Here is a 19687-nt window from a genome sequence, read left to right on the forward strand (position 1 = left end):
CCTCTACGTCGTCCAGGCATCGCCGCCCCAGCGCCCCAAACCGGGACACCCTCCCCCGCCCCCGTCCCGCTTCGGAACTCGCCCGGCGTCAGAACTTGAACGCCGCCCGGGCCGCCTCCTGCGAGGCCTGCTTGCGCCGCTTGTCCTCCTCCAGCCGGGCGATCTCGCGGCGCAGGGCCTCGATCCGCTCGTCGAGGTCGGAGACGGACAGGGCGGCGAGGTCCTGGCCGATCAGGTGCGCGGTCTGCGGCGGCTTGCGGGTCTCGGCGTCGTCGAACATCGGCGTCTCCCTCGCGCGCGGACGCCCTCATGTCCCCGCGCGGCGCGATCCTTAACGCGATTGACTCGCCCGGACCATTCCGCCATACACCGGCGCGACGTGACCGCGCCCCATTCGGGCGCGGTTCGCTTTCGCCAAGACATTCTGGACCACGAGGGCCTCGGCAGCGCGTCGCGCTTAAGCCGGCCCCGGCCTTCGGAGAACGAGCCGTGAAGAGAACCTATCAACCGTCGAAGCTCGTGCGCAAGCGCCGCCACGGCTTCCGTGCCCGCATGGCCACCGTCGGCGGCCGCAAGGTCATCGCCGCCCGCCGCGCCCGCGGCCGCAAGCGCCTGTCGGCGTAAGGCCCCTCGCGGTGCCGACAAGCGCCGCGATGACCGGTGGTTCGCCGCCGATCGGCCGGATCACCCGGCGCCCGGATTATCTGGCGGCGGCCAAGGGCCGCCGTTTTCATACCGAGCGCCTGACGGCACAGGGCCGCCTGCGGGACGATGGACCGCCGGGCGGCCTGCGCGTGGGCTTCACCGTGACGAAGCGCGAGGGCCACGCCACCGAGCGCAACCGCATCCGCCGCCGCCTCAAGGTCGCGGCGCAGATCGCGGCGGCGCAGGCCGGTCCGGCGCAGCGGGACAAGGCGGCCGACGTGGTGCTGATCGGCCGGCGCGACGCCCTGGCGGCGCCCTTCGCGCAGCTGGTCGAGGACGTCCGCCAGGCCCTCGGCGCGGTCACGAAGCCGCGGGCGCCGAAGCCGCCCTCCCCCGAGGGTGGGCAGCCCGCCCGCAAGGCGGGACGCGGCAAGCGGGGCTCGGGCGGAGCGGGGACGACCCCGCGACCGGAGCCGAGACCCCCGGAACGGAATTCGTGAGGCGATCCCGGCCAGCCGGAATCGCCTCGTCGTGTTGGTCGTGAGGGCCGGGACGCGGGCCGCCAGGCCCGCCCTCGGTCCCGCTCTTTAGGCGGCAGGCGTCGCGGGTCCATGGGTAACGACAAGACGAACATGATCATCGCCGTGGTGCTGTCCCTGGCAGTGCTGCTCGGCTGGAACTACTTCGTCAGCGCGCCGCAGGTGGAGCGCCAGCGCCAGGAGCAGGCCGCCAAGCAGGCCCAGGCCGCGAAGGACGGCCCGGCGGCGAGCCCCCGCGAGGGCGGCCCCGCGGCGCCGTTGCCCGGCACCCTGCCGGGCGCCCCCGCCGGCAGCCCGGCGCTCGCCGCGAGCCGCGCCGAGGCCCTCGCTCGCTCGCCGCGGGTGAAGATCGACACCCCGGCTCTGGCCGGCTCGGTGGCGCTGAAGGGCGGCCGCATCGACGACGTGCTGCTGAAGAACTACCACGAGACCGTCGACAACTCGTCGCCGCGCATCGAGCTGCTCTCGCCGACCGGCTCGGCCAACCCGTACTACGCCGAGTTCGGCTGGGTCGGGCAGAATGCCGGCCCGCTGCCGGGCGGCGACACGCTCTGGACGGCCGAAGGCGACGTGCTGACGCCGCAGAAGCCCCTGGTCCTGACCTGGGATAACGGCGCCGGCCTCACCTTCCGCCGCACCATCACGGTCGACGACAAGTTCATGTTCACGGTCGCCGACGCGGTCGAGAACAAGGGCGGCAACGCCGTCACCCTCTACCCGTACGGCCTCGTCTCGCGCTGGGGCAAGCCGCACACGCAGGGCTATTACGTGTTGCACGAGGGCCTGATCGGCGTCCTCGGCGACCAGGGCCTGCAGGAATACACCTACGACAAGCTGGCCAAGGAGAACCCGCTCGGCGCCCCCGGCACCCGCGGCCATTCATGGACCGGCGTGACCGGCGGCTTCCTCGGCATCACCGACAAGTACTGGGCCGCGGCCGCGATCCCCGACCAGGCGGCGCCCTATACCGGCTCGTTCACCGAGCGCGACGAGGGCGCCACCAAGGTCTACCAGGCCAGCAGCCTCGGCGAGGCCAAGCAGCTCGCTCCCGGCGCCTCCGTGCAGGCCAGCCAGCGCCTGTTCGCCGGCGCCAAGGAGGTCGGCGCCATCGATGGCTACGAGAAGTCGCTCGGCATCAAGCGCTTCGATTTGCTGATCGACTGGGGCTGGTTCTACTTCATCACCAAACCGATGTTCAAGGCGCTGGACTTCTTCTACCGGCTGTTCGGCAACTTCGGCGTCTCGATCCTGGTCGTCACCCTCATCCTGAAGCTGTTCTTCCTGCCGATCGCCAACCGCTCCTACGTCTCGATGGCCAAGATGAAGGCCGTCCAGCCGGAGATGACCGCCATCCGCGAGCGCTACGGTGACGACAAGGTCAAGCAGCAGCAGGCGATGATGGAGCTGTACAAGAAGGAGAAGATCAATCCGGTCGCCGGCTGCTGGCCGGTGCTGGTGCAGATCCCGGTCTTCTTCGCGCTCTACAAGGTGCTGTTCGTCACCATCGAGATGCGGCACGCGCCGTTCTTTGGCTGGATCCGCGACCTCGCGGCGCCGGACCCGACCTCGCTGTTCAACCTGTTCGGCCTCCTGCCCTACACCCCGCCGGACTTCCTCCACCTCGGCATCTGGCCGCTCATCATGGGCGTGACGATGTTCGTGCAGATGAAGATGAACCCCGCGCCGCCGGACCCGGTCCAGGCCCAGGTCTTCACCTTCATGCCGATCATCTTCACCTTCATGCTCGGCTCGTTCCCGGCCGGCCTGGTGATCTACTGGGCCTGGAACAACACCCTGTCGGTGATCCAGCAATACGTGATCATGCGGCGCAACGGGGTGAAGGTGGAGCTGTGGGACAACCTGCGCTCGACGTTCTCGCGCACGCCGAAGGCCGCCAAGGCCAAGAGCTGAAGGCTAGGAGCTGATGCAGGACGATCCTCGTTCTGAGGAAGAGAAGGTTGCCGCCCTGCGTGAAGCAGGGCGGCTGCTCTTCGCCGGCTCGGCCGACTTCTTCTACGCCGCCGACAAGCTCGCGATCCTGCCGCCGATGCGGGGCCACGAGATCGCCTTCGCGGGCCGCTCCAACGTCGGCAAGTCGAGCCTGATCAACGCGCTCACCGGGCGCAACGCGCTGGCCCGCACCTCGCACACGCCGGGGCGCACCCAGCAGCTCAACTTCTTCGACATAGGCGGCGGCAAGCTCGTCCTCGTCGACATGCCGGGCTACGGCTACGCCGCGGTCGAGAAGGCGAAGGTCGCGGCCTGGACCGAGCTGATCCACGACTACCTGCGCGGGCGGGCCAACCTCGCCCGGGTCTACGTGCTGATCGACTCGCGCCACGGCATCAAGCCGATCGACGCCGAGGTGCTGGACGGCCTCGACAAGGCGGCGGTCTCCTACCAGATCGTGCTGACCAAGGCCGACGCGCTCAAGAAGGGCGAGATCGACGCGCGGCTCAGCGCCACCGCGACGGCGATCTCGCGGCGCCCGGCGGCTTACCCTGAGATCATCCTGACCTCGAGCCGCACCGACGACGGCGTCGCGGATCTGCGCGCCAGCATCGCCCGCCTGCTCGCCGAGCGCGGCGAGTGATGCAGACCTTCAACGGGAATTCCGCTGCCGACCGCGCCCTGATCGCGCTCGCCGGGCTCGCCGGTGCGCTCGGCGTCGGGTTGTCGGCGGCGGCGGCCCATATCGCTGGCGCCACGAGCCTCGCGACGGCCGCGCAGTTCCTCCTCTTCCACGCCCCTGCCCTGCTCGGCCTCGCGCTGCTGGCCGGCAGCGGTCGCGTGCCTCCGGTCCCGGCGCGGCTCGCGGGCTTCGCCCTCGCGCTCGGCCTCGCCCTGTTCTCCGGCGACCTCTCGGTCCGGGCGCTGCTGCAGGTGCCGCTCTTCCCCATGGCGGCGCCGAGCGGCGGCATGATCCTGATTCTCGGCTGGGTGCTGGTGGCGGTCGCGGGCCTCTGGCCGGCCAGGCACTAACGAGCCGTCCCGAGCGTCGTTTCCGCCCTCAAGGCCAAGCTTCCCTCGGCTCTCCCCCTGGACATCACACGCCTGCGGGCCACATCTGCCGCAAACACGCGGAGACCGCAGGCATGAACCCGCTCAAGAAGCTGCACGCCGAACAGGACCAGGCCGTCTGGCTCGATTTCGTGGCCCGGGGCTTCGTTCAGGAGGGTGGGCTCAAGCGCCTCGTCGACGAGGACGGCCTGCGCGGCGTGACCTCGAACCCGGCGATCTTCGAGAAGGCGATCGGCCATTCCGACGAGTACGACGACGCCCTCAAACGCGCCGGCGACGAGCGGGTGATCGATCTCTACGAGGGCTTGGCCATCGCCGACATCCAGGCGGCGGCGGACGTGCTGCGCCCGGTCTACGACGCCAGCGGCGGCCAGGACGGCTTCGTCAGCCTGGAAGTGTCACCGTATCTCGCCCTCGACACCGCCGAGACCCTCGCCGAGGCCCGCCGCCTGCACAAGGCGGTGGCCCGCGACAACCTGATGGTGAAGGTGCCGGCGACGCCCGAGGGCATCCCGGCGATCCGCGACCTCACCGCCGACGGCATCAACATCAACGTCACGCTGCTCTTCGCGCAGGATGCCTACGAGCAGGTGGCGAACGCCTATATCGAGGGCCTCGAACGCTTCGCGGCGAGCGGCGGCGCGATCGACCGGGTCGCGAGCGTCGCGAGCTTCTTCATCAGCCGCATCGACGCGGCGGTGGACAAGCTGCTCGACGAAAAGATCGCAGCGGCCAACGATCCTGACGAGAAGGCGGCCCTGGAGGGCCTGAAGGGCAAGGTCGCGATCGCCAACGCCAAGCTCGCCTATCGGCGCTACAAGCGCCTGTTCGCCGGCGAGCGCTGGCAGAAGCTCGCCGCCAAGGGCGCCCATCCGCAGCGCCTGCTCTGGGCCTCCACCGGCGTCAAGAACAAGGCCTATTCCGACGTGCTCTACGTCGAGGAGCTGATCGGCCCCAACACCGTCAACACCATTCCGCCGGCGACGATGGACGCCTTCCGTGATCACGGAAAGGTGCGAGCGAGCCTGGAAGAGGGCGTCGACGAGGCCGAGCGGGTGCTCGCCCACCTCGCCAAGACCGGGATCGACCTCGATGCCGTGGCGCGCCAGCTGGTCGAGGAGGGCGTGCAGCTCTTCGTCGACGCCGCCGACAAGGTGCTGGGTGCGGTTGCCGGCAAGCGCGAGAAATTCCTCGATCATGGCCTCGACCGGCAGGCCCTGGCCCTCGGCAGCCTCGACGCGCCGCTGAAGACGGCGATCGAGACCTGGCGCAAGGACGGGTTGGTGCGCCGCCTGTGGCAGCGCGACGCCGGGGTGTGGAGCGGCGCCGACGAGGCGAAGTGGCTCGGCTGGCTCACCATCGTCGAGGATGAATCGAAGAAGACCGCCGAGTACGCCGCCTTCGCCGACCAGGTGAAGCGGGAGGGCTTCACCGACGTGGTGGTGCTCGGCATGGGCGGCTCCAGCCTCGGGCCGGAGGTGCTGGCCGAGACCTACGGGCCGCAAGCCGGCTTCCCGCGCCTGCGCATCCTCGATTCCACCGATCCGGACGAGGTCCGCGCGGTCGAGGCCGCGGTGACCCTCGAGCGCACCCTGTTCATCGTCGCCTCGAAGTCGGGCTCGACCCTCGAGCCCAACGTCTTCCGCGACTACTTCCTCGGTCGGATGCGCGACGTGGTCGGGGACGAGAAGGCCGGCCGGCACTTCGTCGCCGTGACCGATCCGGGCTCGGCGATGGAGAAGGCGGCCAAGGACGACGGCTTCCGGCGCATCTTCTACGGCGTGCCGCAGATCGGCGGGCGCTACTCCGTGCTCTCGGCTTTCGGGCTGGTGCCGGCCGCCGCCATGGGCCTCGACGTCGCGTCCTTCCTGGCGAGCGCCCGCACCATGGTGCGCTCCTGCGGCTCCGACGTGCCGCCGGACCTCAATCCCGGCGTGCAGCTCGGCCTCGCCATGGGCATCGCGGCGACGGCGGAAGGCCGCGACAAGGTCACGCTGATCGCCTCGCCCGGCATCGACGCCTTCGGCGCCTGGGCTGAGCAGCTGATCGCCGAATCGACCGGCAAGGAGGGCAAGGGCCTCATCCCGATCGACAACGAGCCGCTCGCCGCGCCCGCCGCCTACGGCAAGGACCGGTTCTTCGTCTATCTGCGCCTCGACGAGGGGGCGGATGCGGGCCAGGATTCCGCCGTCGAGGCGCTGGAGGAGGCGGGCCACCCGGTGGTGCGGATCGCGCTCGCCTCGAAGGCCAGCCTGCCGCAGGAATTTTTCCGCTTCGAGATCGCCACCGCGGTGGCGGGCGCGGTGCTCGGCATCAACCCGTTCGATCAGCCCGACGTCGAGGCGAGCAAGATCAAGACCCGGGAGCTCTTCTCCGCCGCCGAGACGAACGGTGCCCTGCCGGCCGAGACGCCGGTGGCGGAGGATGACGGGTTCGCCCTCTACACCGACCCGACGAATGCCGACGCCCTGCGCAAGGCCGGCGCCGGCGTGGACCCGGAGAGCTGGATCAAGGCGCAGATCGGGCGCGTGGGAGCGGGCGACTACGTCGCGCTGCTCGCCTATGTCACCCGCAACCCGGAGCACTTGGCGCCGCTCCAGGAAGCCCGAGTGCGCTTACGCGAAGCGAAGCACGTCGCGACCTGCGCCGAGTTCGGGCCGCGCTTCCTGCACTCGACCGGCCAGGCCTACAAGGGCGGGCCCGACAGCGGCGTCTTCCTGCAGATCACCTCGGAGGCCCCCGACCTCGCCATTCCCGGCCGCAGCCTCGGCTTCGCGACCGTGATCGCCGCGCAGGCCCGGGGCGATTTCGGCGTGCTCTCCGAGCGCGGCCGCCGGGCCCTGCGCGTTCACATCAAGGGCGATGTGGGCAAGGGGCTCGACCGGCTGAAGTCGGCGCTTAGTTAGAGGCTAAAGCGCAGCCTCCCCTCTCCAGGCGATGCCGGGCTTGCCCGGTATCGCTGCGAGGTGTGGGAGAGGGGTCGGGGGTGAGGGTGCTACGGCTCCGTGTGAAGAACTAACCGTGGCGCTGCCAGCACGACGGTCTGAGCTCTAATCGGCAGCGTGTCACCCTCACCCCTAGCCCCTCTCCCACACGGGAGAGGGGGACCGCGCCAGTGACATAAGACAACGGGCCCCACGCCCACGGGCCGCCGGCCCCGGCCTCGCCGGCGAGGAGTGACGCGATGCAACTCGGCATGGTCGGTCTCGGTCGGATGGGCGGCAACATCGTCCGGCGGCTCCTGCGCAACGGACACACGGCCGTGGTGTTCGACCAGGATCCCAAGGCCGTGGCGGCCCTGGTCCAGGAGGGCGCGGTCGGCGCCGACAGCCTCGAGGACTTCGTCGCGAAGCTCGACGTGCCGCGCACCGCCTGGGTGATGCTGCCGGCGGGCGATCCGACCGAAGTGACCGTCATGAAGATCGCCGGGCTGATGCAGCCCGACGACGTCATCATCGACGGCGGCAACTCGTTCTACAAGGACGACATCCGCCGCGCTGCGATCCTCGACGAGAAGGGCCTGCACTACGTCGATGTCGGCACCTCCGGCGGCGTCTGGGGGCTGGAGCGCGGCTACTGCATGATGATCGGCGGCCACAAGGCGGCGGTCGACCGGCTCGACCCGATCTTCTCGACCCTCGCCCCCGGCCTCGGCGAGGTGCCGCGCACCCCCGGCCGCGACGGCCGCGACGCCCGTGCCGAGCACGGCTACATCCATGCCGGCCCGAGCGGCGCCGGCCACTTCGTCAAGATGATCCATAACGGCATCGAGTACGGCCTGATGCAGGCCTATGCCGAGGGCTTCGACATCCTCAAGCACGCCAATTCCACGGAACTGCCGGAGGCGCAGCGCTTCGACCTCAATATCGGCGACATCGCTGAAGTGTGGCGCCGGGGCAGCGTGGTCTCGTCCTGGCTCCTCGACCTGACCGCGACCGCGCTCGCCGGCGACGAAAACCTCGATGCCTTCTCGGGCCACGTCGCCGATTCGGGTGAGGGCCGCTGGACGCTGAACGCCGCGATCGAGGAGGCCGTGCCGGCCCACGTGCTGTCGGCCGCCCTCTACGCCCGCTTCCGCTCGCGCCAGAGCGCCACCTACGCCGACAAGCTGCTCTCGGCGATGCGCAAGGGCTTCGGCGGCCACCAGGAGCCGAAATGACGAGCGCCGAAATGACGAGTGTCATGGCCGAGGGGGCCGCGCCCCCGCCCGCCTGCACCCTGGTGATCTTCGGGGCGACCGGCGACCTCACCCACCGGCTCCTGATGCCGGCCCTCTACAATCTCGGCCGCTGGGGCCTGCTGCCGAAGGACTTTTCCGTGATCGGCGTCAGCCGCACGGAGATGTCGTCGGAGGAGTTCCGCGCCGAGCTGAGCGAGACCGTGCGCGGCTTCATCACCGCCAAGGGCGGTGAGGCCGGCGGCGGCTCGTTCGACGAGGGCGTGTGGAACGACCTCGTCGGGCGGGTCCATTACCGCTCGGGCGACCTCTCGGATTCAGGCTTCTTCGAGGAGCTGAAGGGCGCGATCGCCGAGGTGTCGGGTAAGGAGAGCGGCGGAAACGTCCTGTTCTACCTCGCGGTCGCCGCCAGCCTGTTCGGGACGACGATCGCCAAGCTCGGCGAGGCCGGCCTGGTGAAGAAGGGTGAGGATCGCTGGCGCCGGGTCATCATCGAGAAGCCGTTCGGCCACGACCTGCCCTCGGCGGAACAGCTCGACGCCGACATCCTGAAGGTCCTGTCCGAGGACCAGATCTTCCGCATCGACCACTTCCTCGGCAAGGAGACGGTGCAGAACATCATGGCGTTCCGGTTCGGCAACGGCCTGTTCGAGCCGTTGTGGAACCGCGACCACATCGACCACGTCCAGATCACCGTCGCCGAGACCGTCGGGGTCGAGGGGCGGGGGAAGTTCTACGAGGCCACCGGCGCGCTGCGCGACATGGTGCCGAACCACCTGTTCCAGCTCTACACGCTCGTCGCGATGGAGCCGCCGATCTCGTTCGAGGCCGAGGCCGTGCGCGACAAGAAGGAGGAGGTGCTGCTCGCGACCCCCTCGGCCACGGTCGAGGATGCGGTGCGGGGCCGCTACACGGCCGGTACCGTCAACGGGAAGGCGGTAAAGGATTACCGCGAGGAGCCGGACGTCGCGCAGGACAGCGACACCGAGACCTTCGTCGCCTTGAAGCTCGGCATCGACAACTGGCGCTGGGCCGGGGTGCCGTTCTACCTGCGCACCGGCAAGGCGATGACCCGGCGCGACACCGAGATCGCGATCCGCTTCAAGCAGGCGCCTTTGTCGCTGTTCAAGGGCACCAACGTGCACGAGGACGTGCCGAACTGGCTGGTGCTGCAACTCCAGCCCGACGAGGGCATCTCGCTGCAATTCGGCGCCAAGGTGCCGGGCCCGGCGGTGCGGCTCGGCAGCGTCGACATGCGGTTCTGCTACAAGGACTACTTCAAGACCGAGCCCAGCACCGGCTACGAGACCCTGATCTACGACGCGATGATCGGCGACCCGACCTTGTTCCAGCGCGCCGACATGATCGAGGCCGGCTGGCGCATCGTCCAGCCGATCCTCGACGCGGCGGCAAAGGGCGAGCTCGCCACCCTCCCCTACGAGGCCGGCAGCGCCGGGCCGGACCAAGCCCGTGACCTCCTGACCCGCGACGGACGGGACTGGCGCTCGCTGGAGCACGGGTCGTGAGCGCCCTCCCCCCGGGGGCCCGCATCCTGCCCGACGCCGGCGCGGTCGCCCGGGCGGCGGCCGAGCGGCTGGTGGCCGTGGCCTCCACCAGGCAGGGGCGGATCGGGGTCTGCCTGTCGGGCGGCTCGACCCCGAAGCTGCTCTACCGGCTGCTCGCCGGGCCGGACTTCCGCGACCGCCTCCCCTGGGAGCGCCTGCACTGGTTCTTCGGCGACGAGCGCGTCGGCGATGGGCCGGAGGCCGGCAGCAACCGGCGCCTGGCCGAGGAGGCGTTCGGGGACCTCGTGCCCGGCGGTCACCTGCACTCGATCCCGACCGACCGCGCCGTGCCGGCCTGCGCCGAGGCCTACGCGGCGGAGCTGCGGGCCTGGTACGGTGCGGACCGGCTCGACCCGGCCCGGCCGCTCTTCGACCTCGTGCTCCTCGGCCTCGGCGAGGACGGCCACACCGCCTCGCTGTTCCCGGGCAAGCCCGAGGCGCGGGAGGGCGAGGCCTGGGTGGTGGCGGTACCGGAGGCCGGCCTCGCCCCCTTCGTGCCGCGGGTGAGCCTGACCCTGCCGGCGCTCGGAGCGACGCCGCTGATCCTGTTCCTGGTCACCGGCGCGGGCAAGCGGGCGCCGCTCGCCCGCCTCGCCGCCGGCGAGGCCCTGCCCTCCGGCCAGGCCCGGGCCCTCGGCGAGACGGTGTGGCTGCTCGATCAGGCTGCCGCGGGCTGACGGTCTCGGCGAGCGCCCCGATGCGGACCGGCGAGTCCGTCCGTCGCGACAATCGGAGACGCTGCGCCGGGAGGTGACGCGCCACGCCGTGACGCACGCCTTCGGCCGTTGTCCCGGCGCGGGGGTCAGGCGCTCACACGAAGTGCTTCGAGAGCTTCAGCCCCTGGGCCTGGTAGTTCGAGCCGGCGGCGCTGCCGTAGAGGGCGGCCGGGCGCTGGGCCATGCGCTCGTAGACGAGGCGGCCGACGATCTGGCCGTCCTCCAGCATGAACGGCACGTCGCGGGAGCGCACCTCCAGCACCGCGCGGGCGCCGGTGCCGCCGGCCTCGGCATGGCCGAAGCCGGGATCGAAGAAGCCCGCGTAATGGACCCGGAACTCGCCGACGAGCGGATCGAACGGCACCATCTCGGCGGCGAAGTCCGGCGGCACCTGTACCGACTCCTTCGAGGCCAGGATGTAGAATTGGCCCGGATCGAGGATCAGGGTGCCGGAGCCGTCGGTCCGCAGGGGCTCCCAGAACTCAGAGGCCGGGTAGGTGCGGGGCCGGTCGACGTCGACGAGGCCGGTATGGCGCTTGGCGCGGTAGCCGATCAGCCCGTCGAAGCCCGACAGGTCGACCGAGACCGCGACCCCGCCCTGGAACGAGGGATCGGCGGCGTCGACCAGCGGGGTCGCCGCGTGCAGGCGGGCGAGCGCGGCGTCGTCGAGCCGCACCGCGCCGCGGCGGAAGCGCAGTTGCGACAGGCGCGAGCCGGTGCGCACCAGCACCGGGAAGGTCCGCGGCGAGATCTCGGCGAAGAGCGGGCCGGCATAGCCAGCCTCGACCATATCGAATTCCCGCGCCTGGTCGGTGATGACCCGGGTGAACACGTCGATGCGCCCGGTCGAGCTTTTCGGGTTCGCGCTGGCGGCGAGGTCCGGCGGCAGGGCCAGGCCCTCCTGCAACTCGGCGATGTAGACGCAGCCGGTCTCCAGCACCGCGCCCTGGCGCAGGTCGATCTCGTGCAGCTGGAGCTTGGCGAGGCAGGCGGCGACGTCGCGGGTGCGGCCCGGCAGGAAGCTCGCCCGCACCCGCCAGGCCCGGGCGCCCAGCCGCAGGTCGAGGCTCGCCGGCTGGATCTGGTCGTCCGCGAAGGGACTGGCCGGACGGATCACCCCGGCGCCGGCGAGCGCCGCGATGGCCTCCGCCGATTGAATCCCGTCCTCGAGCTTCACCATGACCCGTCCATCCGCGATAGCGTATTGTCGTAGGCCAGGGTTTCGACGAGGTGAAGAGGCTCAGGCTTCGTCGCGGACACCGCGGACCACGGCGACCGCGAGGCTCGCCCGGGCGATCGCCCCCATGGCGGTGAGGCCGGCGAGCGCACTGGCGACTAGCGGCAGGGTCTCCGGCCACAGGATCAGGGCGGCGAAGCCGAGGGCGGCGACGAGGTCGGCCCCCGGCCCGCCGGCGAGGATCAGCGAATGCAGGTCGGGGCCGGGAAGCGCGGTCCCGGTCCGGGCGGCGGCGCGCGCGGTCAGCCGCGCCACCGCGATCTCGAGGAGAAGGCTCGCGACGAGCGCCGCCGCCGGCCCGCCGGGCGACCGCCAGGCGAGCGCGCCGGCGAGGGCGAGGCGGATCCAGGGCGTCTCCCCCGCCCCCTCGCGCCGCGCCGCGACGAGCGCCAGCCCGCACCAGAGGGCGAGCAGCACGAGGGCGGCGCTGTCGGCGCGGAGCGCCAGGCTCAACGCGGCGAGAAGTCCCGCGACGGTTGTGGACGAGCGAAGGAACCTCATGGCCGGGATGGGCGCGCCTCGTGCAGAATTACCGACCGTGATCGCCGGTGATTGACGATCCGGAAGGCCGGACGTACCACGACCCCCGTCGGCCGTCGCGCTTGCCCGCGGGCCGCCAGCGGAGGTTCCCTGATGTACAAGGCCGAGACCCGCGGCATCAGCGTGTCCGTGCAGCCGCGCTTCGTCGAGGAGGAATCCTCGCCCGACAGCGGACGCTACTTCTTCGCCTATACGGTGGAGATCACCAACAACGGCAGCGAGCAGGTGCAGCTGCGCTCCCGCCACTGGCGCATCGTCGACGGTCGCGGCGAGATGCAGGAGGTGCGCGGCGCCGGCGTGGTCGGCAAGCAGCCCGTGCTCGGGCCCGGCGAGTCGTTCAGCTACACCAGCGGCTGCCCCCTCACGACGCCGGACGGCACGATGGAGGGCACCTACACCATGGCGACCTCGGACGGCCGCAGCTTCGAGGCGGCGATCCCCGCTTTCTCGCTCGACTCGCCGCATGTCCGCCGGGTGATGCACTGACGTCCAGCCGTGCTCCGGCATCCGGGGGTCCTTGCGCTGGCGCGGCTGTCGGGGGCGGCGGGCTTGGGCTAAGACCTGGACTTTCCCCCTGTGAGACCGCCCGCCCCGATGACCCAGACCGGCCCCCGCCTGACCCCGCTCGAACTCCTCGCCCGGCTGGTCTCCTTCGACACCGAGAGCCAGAAGTCGAACCTGCCGCTGATCGCGTGGGTCCGTGACTACCTCGACGCCTGGGGCGTGCCCACCATCGTCGCCCCCAACGAGGCCGGCGACAAGGCCGCCCTCTTCGCCACGATCGGGCCGATGCGGGACGGCGGCGTGGTGCTGTCGGGCCATACCGACGTGGTGCCGGTGGCGGGCCAATCCTGGACCAGCGATCCCTACACGCTCCGCGTCGCCGACGGCAAAGCCTATGGCCGCGGCGCCGTCGACATGAAGGGCTTCGACGCGCTCTGCCTCGCCCTGGTGCCGGAGATGCTGGCGGCCGACCTCAAGACGCCGATCCACATCCTGCTCTCCTACGACGAGGAACTGACCTGCCTCGGGGTCGCCGACGTGATCGCCCGCTTCGGCCAGGATCTGCCGCGGCCCGGCGCGGTGATCGTCGGCGAGCCGACGGACCTCGATGTCGCCGACGCCCACAAGAGCATCTACACCTACCGCACCACCGTTCACGGCCACGAGGCGCATTCCTCGAAGCCGGCGCTCGGCGCCAATGCCGTGATGGCGGCGGCCGAGCTGGTGGCGGGGCTCAACCGCATCGCCGACCAGATGGCGGCGCGGGGCGATGCCGGCGGCCGGTTCGATCCGGGCTACACCACGGTCCATGTCGGGGTGATCGGCGGCGGCACCGCCCGCAACATCCTGCCGAAATCCTGCGAGTTCCAGTGGGAATTCCGCGGCCTGCCGGACCTTCCCCGCGACGAGATCCCGAACCTGTTCGCGACCGAGGTGGAGCGGGTGACCCGCGAGCGGCTCAACCGCTTCGGGGCCTACGGCCATATCGAGACCGAGGAGGACGCGGCGGTGCCGGGGCTGGCGCCCGAGCCCGGCTCGCCGGCCGAGCGCCTGGCCCTGCGGCTCGCCGGCCGCAACCACACCATCACGGTGCCCTACGCCACCGAGGCCGGCCGCTTCCAGCTCGCCGGCCTGCCGACCGTGGTCTGCGGCCCGGGCTCGATCGACCAGGCGCACCAGCCGGACGAGTACATCACGCTCGCGGCCCTGGAGGCGGGGGAAGTGTTCCTGCGTCAGCTGGTGCGGGATTGCGCGGCGGGATGGAGCCCGGTTTGAGACCGCTTCAGCCAAGCTGAGGATTGTAGTCAATCCGCTCCCACCGCTCAGGGTCATCCCGGGGCTCGCCAACGGCGAGAGCCCGGGATCCAGAAACGCAGGTGAAGGAGAAACAGGCTGATCAGGTCCGCTTCATTCTGAAAGTCCAGCGCTTCTGGATTCCGGGCTCCGCTTCGCGGCCCCGGAATGACCCTGAGGATGAGAACAGACCTGAGAGCAGCCTGCCCCGCCTCACGCTTCGCTAACCTCACGGCTTCCGGGCCAGCGCCAGCCCCAGACCCGCCCCGAGCAGCAGCCCGCCGGTCAGCCGGTTGCGCCAGCGCCCCTTCGCCAGCACGACCCGCGCCCGCCCCGCCAGCACCGCCCAGACCACGTCGCCAGCGGCCGCCAGCACCAGGAAGGTCGCGGCTAGCAGCACCAGCTGACCGAACGGCGCCGCGTCGCGGCTGACGAACTGGGGCAGGAAGGCACCGAAGAACAGCAGCGTCTTCGGGTTGGTCAGCGCCACCAGGAAGCCCCGCAGGGCGATGGCCCGGACGGCCCGGGGCTCCGGGGCGGTCTGGGCAAGGTCGGTCGCCGGCGCCCGCCAGGCGCGGAACGCGAGCCAGGCGAGATAGGCGACGCCGAGCCAGCGCAGCACCTCGAACCACGTCGCCATCACGGCCAGCATCGCCGAGAGGCCGGCGACCGTCAGCGCCAGCTGCACGGTGAGCGCCGCCCCGACGCTCGCCACGGTGACGAGGCCGTAGCGGCTGCCATGGGCGACGCTGTTGGCGACGATGAGGGCGACGTTCGGACCCGGGATCAGGATCAGGACGAGGGTCGCGGCGACGAAGCCGAGATAGAGGTCGAGGGGCATGGCGGGACGTGTCCGGGGATGAACCGGACCGCAGCGTGCCACGCACGATGCCGCCCCGCCAAGCTCGGACTCTACTGCTGCGCCGGCTGGGTCGTGGTGGTGCCGGTGGCGGCCGGGACGTCCGACTTCTGAGCTTCCGTCTTGCTCGCGTCCGTCTTGGCGGGCTGCTGCCCGAGATAGACGTATTCCGGGGCGGCGCGCAGCTGGTCCTTGTCGGTGTTGATCACCGCCTTCAGCGTCTTGTCGTCGACGCGGGAGACCTGCAGCGCTTCCCTGGCGACCGAGACGTACTTGGTGCCCAGCCCGAGGAAGCCGCCGACGCCGACGACGTAGGACTTCACGGCCAGGTCCGGCCCGAGCACGATGTCGGCCACCGAGCCGATCGTCTCGTTGGCGCCGTTCACGATGCTCTGGCCGATCATCTTCGAGGCCATGAGGTCGCTCGGCTCCTGCGCGACGAAGGTCGGCCGCAGGTCGTTGGCGAGGGTGGCGGGGGCGCCCGGCACGGGTTTGGGACCGCTCGCATCCTGCGCCAGACCGGCGCTGGCGCCGGCGACGAGGAGGACCACGGCGGCGAGGAGGGGGCGAGACATCGAGGGCTCCGGCTTCGTGCGCCCGACACGCTCGGGCGCATGATGAGTCGGTTGCGGTGCGAAAGGTTCCCTCGCACACCCGCTTTCCCTGGGGGCAGGCCCCGTTTCAGCCCTGTGGGCCGTGCCCTTCGTCGCGGGCGATCTCGGCCTCCACCTCGGCCGGGTCGAGGTCGTAGTGGCGCGAGCAGAACTCGCAGGTGATGCCGATGCGGCCGTCCTCGCCGACGATCTCGCGGCGCTCCTCGGGCGAGAAATTACGCACCATCCCCATCACCCGCTCGCGCGAGCAGCGGCAGGCCTCGTGCACGCCCTGCGCCTCGAACACCCGCACGCCGCGCTCGTGGAACAGGCGGTAGAGCAGGCGCTCGCTCGACACGGTGGGATCGACGAGCTCGTGATCCTCGATCGTGGCGATCAGCGACTTCGCCTCGACCCAGGCATCGTCCTCCTGCGGCCGGCTGTCGTCGAGCAGCGCGTGCCCCTCCGGCAGGTCACCGGGCGGCAGGTCGGCGAGGCGGGCGCGGTCGGGCGAGTGCGGCAGGAACTGCACCAGCAGGCCGCCGGAGCGCCAGGAATTCCCAGGCCCTTCCCCCCCGCCCTCGACCTGCTCGGCGACGGCGAGGCGGACCCGGGTCGGGATCTGCTCCGATTGCCGGAAATATTGGTGCGCCGCCTCCTCGAAGCCCTGGCCTTCGAGCGCCACCACGCCCTGGTAGCGGCTCTGGGCCGAGCCCTGGTCGATGGTCATGGCGAGGTGGCCGTGGCCCAGCAGCTGGGCGGTGCCGGCGCGGGGCCCTGCCGCGGCGACGCGCCCGGCATCGAAGCGGGCGGTGGCGCGCACCCGGTCGGGTGCCTCGAAATCCACCACCACCATCTCGACCGGGCCGTCGGACTTGGTCTGGAGCTGGAACCGGCCCTCGAACTTCAGTGAGGAGCCGAGCAGCACGGTCAGCGCCGCGGCCTCGCCGAGGAGCCGCGCGACGGTGTCGGGATAGCCGTGCCGGCGCAGGATGGTGTCGACCGAGGGGCCGAGGCGCACGACGCGGCCGCGCACGTCGAGGGGCTCGACCGCGAAGGGCAGGATCGCGTCGTCGCGGCCGTCATGGCTCTGGGCGAGGCTCTGGGAAGGGGTCGTCTCGGACATGCTCTCACCGCCGCCGGCCCGACGAGGCCCGGCACTCGTGCAGGACAAAGAAGGTCTCCCGGCGGGGCGCCTTCCGTACGGGTCGCGGCGCACGTCTCCGGGGAGGGCGAGACGGCGGAGCGAGGGGCGGGAGACGCCGCGGCGAGAGACCGGCGTATCCCGGTATATGGGAGGCGGAGCGATGTTTTCGAAGGGGTTGCCGCGCGGGCCGGAGCATCGGGGCTGGCCGGATCGAACCCGATGGTCCTGACACGCTCTGCGTCATCCTGGGGCCGCGCCGCGGAACCCGGGATCCATCACCGCTGAGGAGGCCGGATGAGGCGGTGTGCGTTCCGACTTATTCTGAAGCCTCCGCGGCATCCCGGGTTCTCGCCTTCGGCGAGCCCCGGGATGCCGCGGAGGGTGTCAGCTGCCGTCATGCAGGCCGAAGCACGCCGTCAGGCGACGGCGCCGAGGCACCAGGCCAGGATCCCCTTCTGGGCGTGGAGCCGGTTCTCGGCCTCGTCGAACACCACCGATTGCGGTCCGTCGATCACGTCGGCGGTGACCTCCTCGCCGCGATGAGCCGGCAGGCAGTGCATGAACACCGCGTCCTTGGCAGCCGCCGCCATCAGCCGGTTGTTGACCTGGTAGGGCATCAGGAGGTTGTGGCGGTGCGCCTCGTCCTCGTCACCCATCGAGACCCAGCAATCGGTCACGACCGCGTCGGCCCCGGCCACCGCCTCGAACGGGTCGGCGGTGACGCTGAGTTCTGCGCCCTCCGCCTTGGCGCGGGCGATCAGGCTCTCCGGCACTGGCAGCTCCGGCGGGCAGGCGACGTTGAGCTTGAAATCGAACCGGGCCGCGGCGTGGGCCCAGGAGGCCAGCACGTTGTTGGAATCCCCCGACCAGGCGACGGTGCGGCCCTTGATCGGGCCGCGATGCTCCTCGAAGGTCATCACGTCGGCCATGATCTGGCACGGATGCGAGTCCTTCGTCAGGCCGTTGATGACCGGGATGGACGCGTACTCCGCCAGTTCCAGCATCATGCCGTGGTCGAGGATGCGGATCATGATCGCGTCGAGGTAGCGCGACAGGACCCGGGCGGTGTCGGCGACGGTCTCGCCGCGGCCGAGCTGCATCTCCCGCCCGGTGAGCATCAGGGTCTCGCCGCCCAGCTCCCGCATCGCCACGTCGAACGAGACGCGGGTGCGGGTCGAGGGCTTGTCGAACACCATCCCTAAGAACTTGCCGGCGAGCGGCCGCTCGGCCGGCGGCTCGCCCTTGCGGCGGCGGCGCTTCAGCTCGGCGCAGGCGTCCAGCACCGTGCGCAGCTCGGGGCCGGAGAAATCGGTCAGGTCGAGGAAGTGCCGGGGGGCCGGCGCGATCTTCACGGGCGCGTTCATCACTCTGCGGCCCTCCGGCCCCTCGTTTCCATGGCGGCGCAGGCCGCCTCCAGCTTGTCCAGGGCCGCCCCGACCTCGGCCTCGCCGATGATCAGCGGCGGCAAGAGGCGCACGACGTTGTCGCCGGCCGGGATCACCAGGAGGTGCTCGTCCCGAGCGGCGGCGGCGAAGTCGGTGTTGGTGACGACGAGGCGCAGGCCCATCATCAGGCCCTCGCCGCGGATCTCGTCGACGACGTCCGGGTAGCGGTCCTTGAGGGCGGCGAGGCGCTGTTTCAGGAGCAGGCCGGTCTGGCGCACGTGCTCCAGGAAGCCGGGGGCCAGGATGATGTCGAGCACGGCGTTGCCCACCGCCATGGCGAGCGGGTTGCCGCCGAAGGTGGTGCCGTGGGTCCCCACCACCATGCCGCGGGCCGCCTCGCTGGTGGCGAGGCAGGCGCCCATCGGGAAGCCGCCGCCGATGCCCTTGGCCGAGGACAGGATGTCGGGCGTCACGCCGGACCATTCGTGGGCGAAGAGCTTGCCGGTGCGGCCGATGCCGGTCTGGACCTCGTCCATGATCAGCAGGAGGCCGTGCTCGTCGCAGAGCGAGCGCAGGGTGCGCAGCCACTCGTGCGAGACGACGCGCAGGCCGCCCTCGCCCTGGATCGGCTCGATCATCAGGGCGGCGGTCTCGGGGGTGATGGCGGCCTTTAGGGCCTCCAGGTCGCCGAACGGCACCTGGTCGAACCCGTCGACCTTCGGGCCGAAGCCGTCGATGTACTTCTGCTGCCCGCCGGCCGCGATGGTGGCGAGCGTGCGGCCGTGGAAGGCGCCCTCGAAGGTGACGATCCGGTAGCGCTCCGGATGGCCGCCGGCGGCGTGGTACTTGCGCGCCATCTTGATGCAGGCCTCGTTGGCCTCGGCACCGGAATTGGCGAAGAACACCACGTCGGCGAAGCTCGCCTCGGTCAGCCGCTGGGCCAGCCGCTCGGCCTCCGGCACCTCGAACAGGTTCGAGACGTGCCAGACCTTCTGGGCCTGCTCGGTCAGCGCGGCGACGAGGTGCGGATGGCCGTGGCCGACCGAGTTGACCGCGATGCCGGCGCCGAAATCGAGGTATCGCGAGCCGTCTCGGGCGATGAGCCAAGCGCCCTCACCGCGCTCGAAGGACACCTTGGCCCGGGCGTAGGTCGGCAGCAGCGAGGAGGTCACGATCTCGTCTCCGTCGCGGTCGAGTGAGTCGGTCGACCGGAAAACAAAGCGCCGCCTCGAAGGGCGGCGCGCGCGGATACTATGGAACGAGCGCGCTGTGTCAACGCCGCCCCGTGAAGATGACGCCGAGATGACATTGCGATGCCCTCTCGCCCGGGGTTGCGGCGGGACTTCCTTCGGGGCACAGACCCTCGGGCGGCCGGTCCCCGGCCGCGCCGCGGCGGGGGCGCCGCGGGACGACGGACCGGCCCGGCATGCCCGGCGGATCGATGCCCCTTCGATGCCCCGGGGCGG

The 19687-nt window shown here is 71.0% G+C and carries 19 protein-coding genes; 11 read left to right on the forward strand and 8 right to left on the reverse strand.

Going from position 1 to position 19687, the window contains the following annotated elements:
- Positions 1-88: 88 nt before the first annotated feature.
- A complete protein-coding gene (locus ABZT49_RS26395; RefSeq protein ID WP_355290497.1) occupies positions 89-280 on the reverse strand; it encodes a DUF1192 domain-containing protein in 192 nt (63 codons plus the stop codon).
- 209 nt (positions 281-489) lie between these two features.
- Here ABZT49_RS26395 and rpmH point away from each other — a divergent pair, with 209 nt between their 5' ends.
- The 9 genes from rpmH (at position 490) to pgl (ending at position 10624) form a co-directional block, all read left to right on the forward strand.
- Entirely contained in the window at positions 490-624 is a 135-nt protein-coding gene (gene rpmH, locus ABZT49_RS26400) for a 50S ribosomal protein L34 (RefSeq protein WP_010300405.1), read from the forward strand.
- Between the two features lie 29 nt (positions 625-653).
- Positions 654-1145 carry a ribonuclease P protein component gene (locus ABZT49_RS26405; RefSeq protein WP_355290500.1) on the forward strand — a complete coding sequence of 164 codons (492 nt, stop codon included), beginning with the start codon at positions 654-656 and terminating at the stop codon, positions 1143-1145.
- Between the two features lie 111 nt (positions 1146-1256).
- Positions 1257-3095 (forward strand): membrane protein insertase YidC, encoded by a 1839-nt coding sequence (yidC, locus tag ABZT49_RS26410; protein ID WP_355290502.1) that lies wholly within the window; start codon positions 1257-1259, stop codon positions 3093-3095.
- Between the two features lie 13 nt (positions 3096-3108).
- The gene (yihA, locus tag ABZT49_RS26415) at positions 3109-3777 is read left to right on the forward strand and encodes a ribosome biogenesis GTP-binding protein YihA/YsxC (RefSeq protein ID WP_355290504.1); all 669 of its coding nucleotides are present in this window, start codon (positions 3109-3111) and stop codon (positions 3775-3777) included.
- Positions 3777-4166, forward strand: a complete 390-nt coding sequence (locus tag ABZT49_RS26420) for a DUF423 domain-containing protein (RefSeq protein WP_355290506.1) — start codon at positions 3777-3779, stop codon at positions 4164-4166. The genes yihA and ABZT49_RS26420 overlap by 1 nt, the downstream gene beginning before the upstream one ends.
- Before the next feature lie 113 nt (positions 4167-4279).
- The gene (locus ABZT49_RS26425; RefSeq protein WP_355290508.1) at positions 4280-7111 is read left to right on the forward strand and encodes a bifunctional transaldolase/phosoglucose isomerase; all 2832 of its coding nucleotides are present in this window, start codon (positions 4280-4282) and stop codon (positions 7109-7111) included.
- A 278-nt stretch (positions 7112-7389) separates the two neighbouring features.
- Positions 7390-8364, forward strand: coding sequence for a phosphogluconate dehydrogenase (NAD(+)-dependent, decarboxylating) (gene gnd, locus ABZT49_RS26430; RefSeq protein WP_355290509.1), 975 nt, complete (start codon positions 7390-7392; stop codon positions 8362-8364).
- Positions 8365-8375: 11 nt separating this feature from the next.
- Complete coding sequence (gene zwf, locus ABZT49_RS26435) at positions 8376-9908, forward strand: glucose-6-phosphate dehydrogenase (RefSeq protein WP_355290511.1); 1533 nt, start codon at positions 8376-8378, stop codon at positions 9906-9908.
- On the forward strand, positions 9905-10624 hold the full coding sequence (gene pgl, locus ABZT49_RS26440; protein WP_355290513.1) for a 6-phosphogluconolactonase: 720 nt from the start codon (positions 9905-9907) through the stop codon (positions 10622-10624). The genes zwf and pgl overlap by 4 nt, the downstream gene beginning before the upstream one ends.
- A 133-nt stretch (positions 10625-10757) precedes the next feature.
- Here the strand turns inward: pgl and ABZT49_RS26445 are convergent, their stop codons facing one another.
- Both ABZT49_RS26445 and ABZT49_RS26450 read right to left on the reverse strand, forming a co-directional pair.
- Positions 10758-11843, reverse strand: coding sequence for a 2'-deoxycytidine 5'-triphosphate deaminase (locus tag ABZT49_RS26445; RefSeq protein ID WP_355290514.1), 1086 nt, complete (start codon positions 11841-11843; stop codon positions 10758-10760).
- A gap of 60 nt (positions 11844-11903) precedes the next feature.
- Positions 11904-12353: a hypothetical protein gene (locus ABZT49_RS26450; protein ID WP_355290516.1), complete on the reverse strand. Its 450-nt coding sequence runs from the start codon at positions 12351-12353 to the stop codon at positions 11904-11906.
- 180 nt (positions 12354-12533) lie between these two features.
- Here ABZT49_RS26450 and apaG point away from each other — a divergent pair, with 180 nt between their 5' ends.
- Positions 12534-12926 (forward strand): Co2+/Mg2+ efflux protein ApaG, encoded by a 393-nt coding sequence (gene apaG, locus ABZT49_RS26455; protein ID WP_355290518.1) that lies wholly within the window; start codon positions 12534-12536, stop codon positions 12924-12926.
- A gap of 108 nt (positions 12927-13034) precedes the next feature.
- Positions 13035-14219 (forward strand): acetylornithine deacetylase, encoded by a 1185-nt coding sequence (argE, locus tag ABZT49_RS26460; RefSeq protein WP_355290520.1) that lies wholly within the window; start codon positions 13035-13037, stop codon positions 14217-14219.
- 247 nt (positions 14220-14466) lie between these two features.
- Here argE and ABZT49_RS26465 read toward each other — a convergent pair whose 3' ends face one another.
- The 5 genes from ABZT49_RS26465 to ABZT49_RS26485 all read right to left on the reverse strand — a co-directional run bounded on the left by ABZT49_RS26465 (position 14467) and on the right by ABZT49_RS26485 (position 19393).
- Positions 14467-15078 (reverse strand): LysE family translocator, encoded by a 612-nt coding sequence (locus ABZT49_RS26465; protein WP_355290522.1) that lies wholly within the window; start codon positions 15076-15078, stop codon positions 14467-14469.
- A gap of 71 nt (positions 15079-15149) precedes the next feature.
- Complete coding sequence (locus ABZT49_RS26470; protein WP_355290524.1) at positions 15150-15671, reverse strand: PRC-barrel domain-containing protein; 522 nt, start codon at positions 15669-15671, stop codon at positions 15150-15152.
- A 106-nt stretch (positions 15672-15777) separates the two neighbouring features.
- Complete coding sequence (locus ABZT49_RS26475) at positions 15778-16815, reverse strand: Hsp33 family molecular chaperone (RefSeq protein WP_355290526.1); 1038 nt, start codon at positions 16813-16815, stop codon at positions 15778-15780.
- Positions 16816-17252: 437 nt separating this feature from the next.
- Complete coding sequence (argF, locus tag ABZT49_RS26480; RefSeq protein WP_355290528.1) at positions 17253-18200, reverse strand: ornithine carbamoyltransferase; 948 nt, start codon at positions 18198-18200, stop codon at positions 17253-17255.
- Positions 18200-19393, reverse strand: coding sequence for an aspartate aminotransferase family protein (locus tag ABZT49_RS26485; RefSeq protein ID WP_355290530.1), 1194 nt, complete (start codon positions 19391-19393; stop codon positions 18200-18202). Before ABZT49_RS26485 ends, argF begins: the two co-directional genes overlap by 1 nt.
- Between the last annotated feature and the right edge of the window lie 294 nt (positions 19394-19687).

This window comes from Methylobacterium sp. EM32 (assembly GCF_040593685.1).
Taxonomy (GTDB): Bacteria; Pseudomonadota; Alphaproteobacteria; order Rhizobiales; family Beijerinckiaceae; genus Methylobacterium.

Bases quoted from the DNA above. Each gene is read 5' to 3' on its own strand.
- ABZT49_RS26395 (WP_355290497.1), bottom strand. From the start codon at position 280: ATGTTCGACGACGCCGAGACCCGCAAGCCGCCGCAGACCGCGCACCTG.
- ABZT49_RS26405 (WP_355290500.1), top strand. From the start codon at position 654: ATGACCGGTGGTTCGCCGCCGATCGGCCGGATCACCCGGCGCCCGGAT.
- yidC (WP_355290502.1), top strand. From the start codon at position 1,257: ATGGGTAACGACAAGACGAACATGATCATCGCCGTGGTGCTGTCCCTG.
- yihA (WP_355290504.1), top strand. From the start codon at position 3,109: ATGCAGGACGATCCTCGTTCTGAGGAAGAGAAGGTTGCCGCCCTGCGT.
- ABZT49_RS26420 (WP_355290506.1), top strand. From the start codon at position 3,777: ATGCAGACCTTCAACGGGAATTCCGCTGCCGACCGCGCCCTGATCGCG.
- ABZT49_RS26425 (WP_355290508.1), top strand. From the start codon at position 4,280: ATGAACCCGCTCAAGAAGCTGCACGCCGAACAGGACCAGGCCGTCTGG.
- gnd (WP_355290509.1), top strand. From the start codon at position 7,390: ATGCAACTCGGCATGGTCGGTCTCGGTCGGATGGGCGGCAACATCGTC.
- zwf (WP_355290511.1), top strand. From the start codon at position 8,376: ATGACGAGTGTCATGGCCGAGGGGGCCGCGCCCCCGCCCGCCTGCACC.
- ABZT49_RS26445 (WP_355290514.1), bottom strand. From the start codon at position 11,843: ATGGTGAAGCTCGAGGACGGGATTCAATCGGCGGAGGCCATCGCGGCG.
- apaG (WP_355290518.1), top strand. From the start codon at position 12,534: ATGTACAAGGCCGAGACCCGCGGCATCAGCGTGTCCGTGCAGCCGCGC.
- argE (WP_355290520.1), top strand. From the start codon at position 13,035: ATGACCCAGACCGGCCCCCGCCTGACCCCGCTCGAACTCCTCGCCCGG.
- ABZT49_RS26465 (WP_355290522.1), bottom strand. From the start codon at position 15,078: ATGCCCCTCGACCTCTATCTCGGCTTCGTCGCCGCGACCCTCGTCCTG.
- ABZT49_RS26470 (WP_355290524.1), bottom strand. From the start codon at position 15,671: ATGTCTCGCCCCCTCCTCGCCGCCGTGGTCCTCCTCGTCGCCGGCGCC.
- ABZT49_RS26475 (WP_355290526.1), bottom strand. From the start codon at position 16,815: ATGTCCGAGACGACCCCTTCCCAGAGCCTCGCCCAGAGCCATGACGGC.
- argF (WP_355290528.1), bottom strand. From the start codon at position 18,200: ATGAACGCGCCCGTGAAGATCGCGCCGGCCCCCCGGCACTTCCTCGAC.